Annotated in this window: 1 protein-coding gene; it reads right to left on the bottom strand. The window is 37.9% G+C overall.

Annotated features, from left to right (window positions below; genetic code table 11):
• Positions 1–293: transposase (locus tag NE619_RS18200; RefSeq protein WP_256133885.1), on the bottom strand; the 293-nt coding region annotated here is incomplete at both ends.

The following is a 293-nucleotide window of genomic DNA, read 5'->3' as shown; positions in this document are numbered from 1 at the left end:
GATCGAACATCGATTGTAAGTCCATAAGAAAGTCCTGTTTAAAGCGGGTAAATTTTGAGGCATCAGGAACAACACGGAAGCCACAGAAATCCCGTAGTTCCTGAGAATATTTTAAAAATATAATCAGAAGAGTATCTGTCGGGATTGAGAAAATGCGCTGAATAAGGAGAGCCTTAATCATAGGATAAAGTGGATGCTTACGAGGTCTTCCTGTAGAAGCGTGAAAATGAGTAACAAAAGAAACAGGAACAATTTCATCAAGATTAATGGTTTGGTCAAGTAGAGAAAGAAAC

Origin of the sequence: Anaerovorax odorimutans (assembly GCF_024459955.1) — a bacterium.
Taxonomy (GTDB): domain Bacteria; phylum Bacillota; class Clostridia; order Peptostreptococcales; family Anaerovoracaceae; genus Hominibacterium; species Hominibacterium odorimutans_A.
The sequence above is the reverse complement of the archived record's forward strand: the minus strand, read 5'-3'. Positions and strand labels throughout refer to the sequence as shown.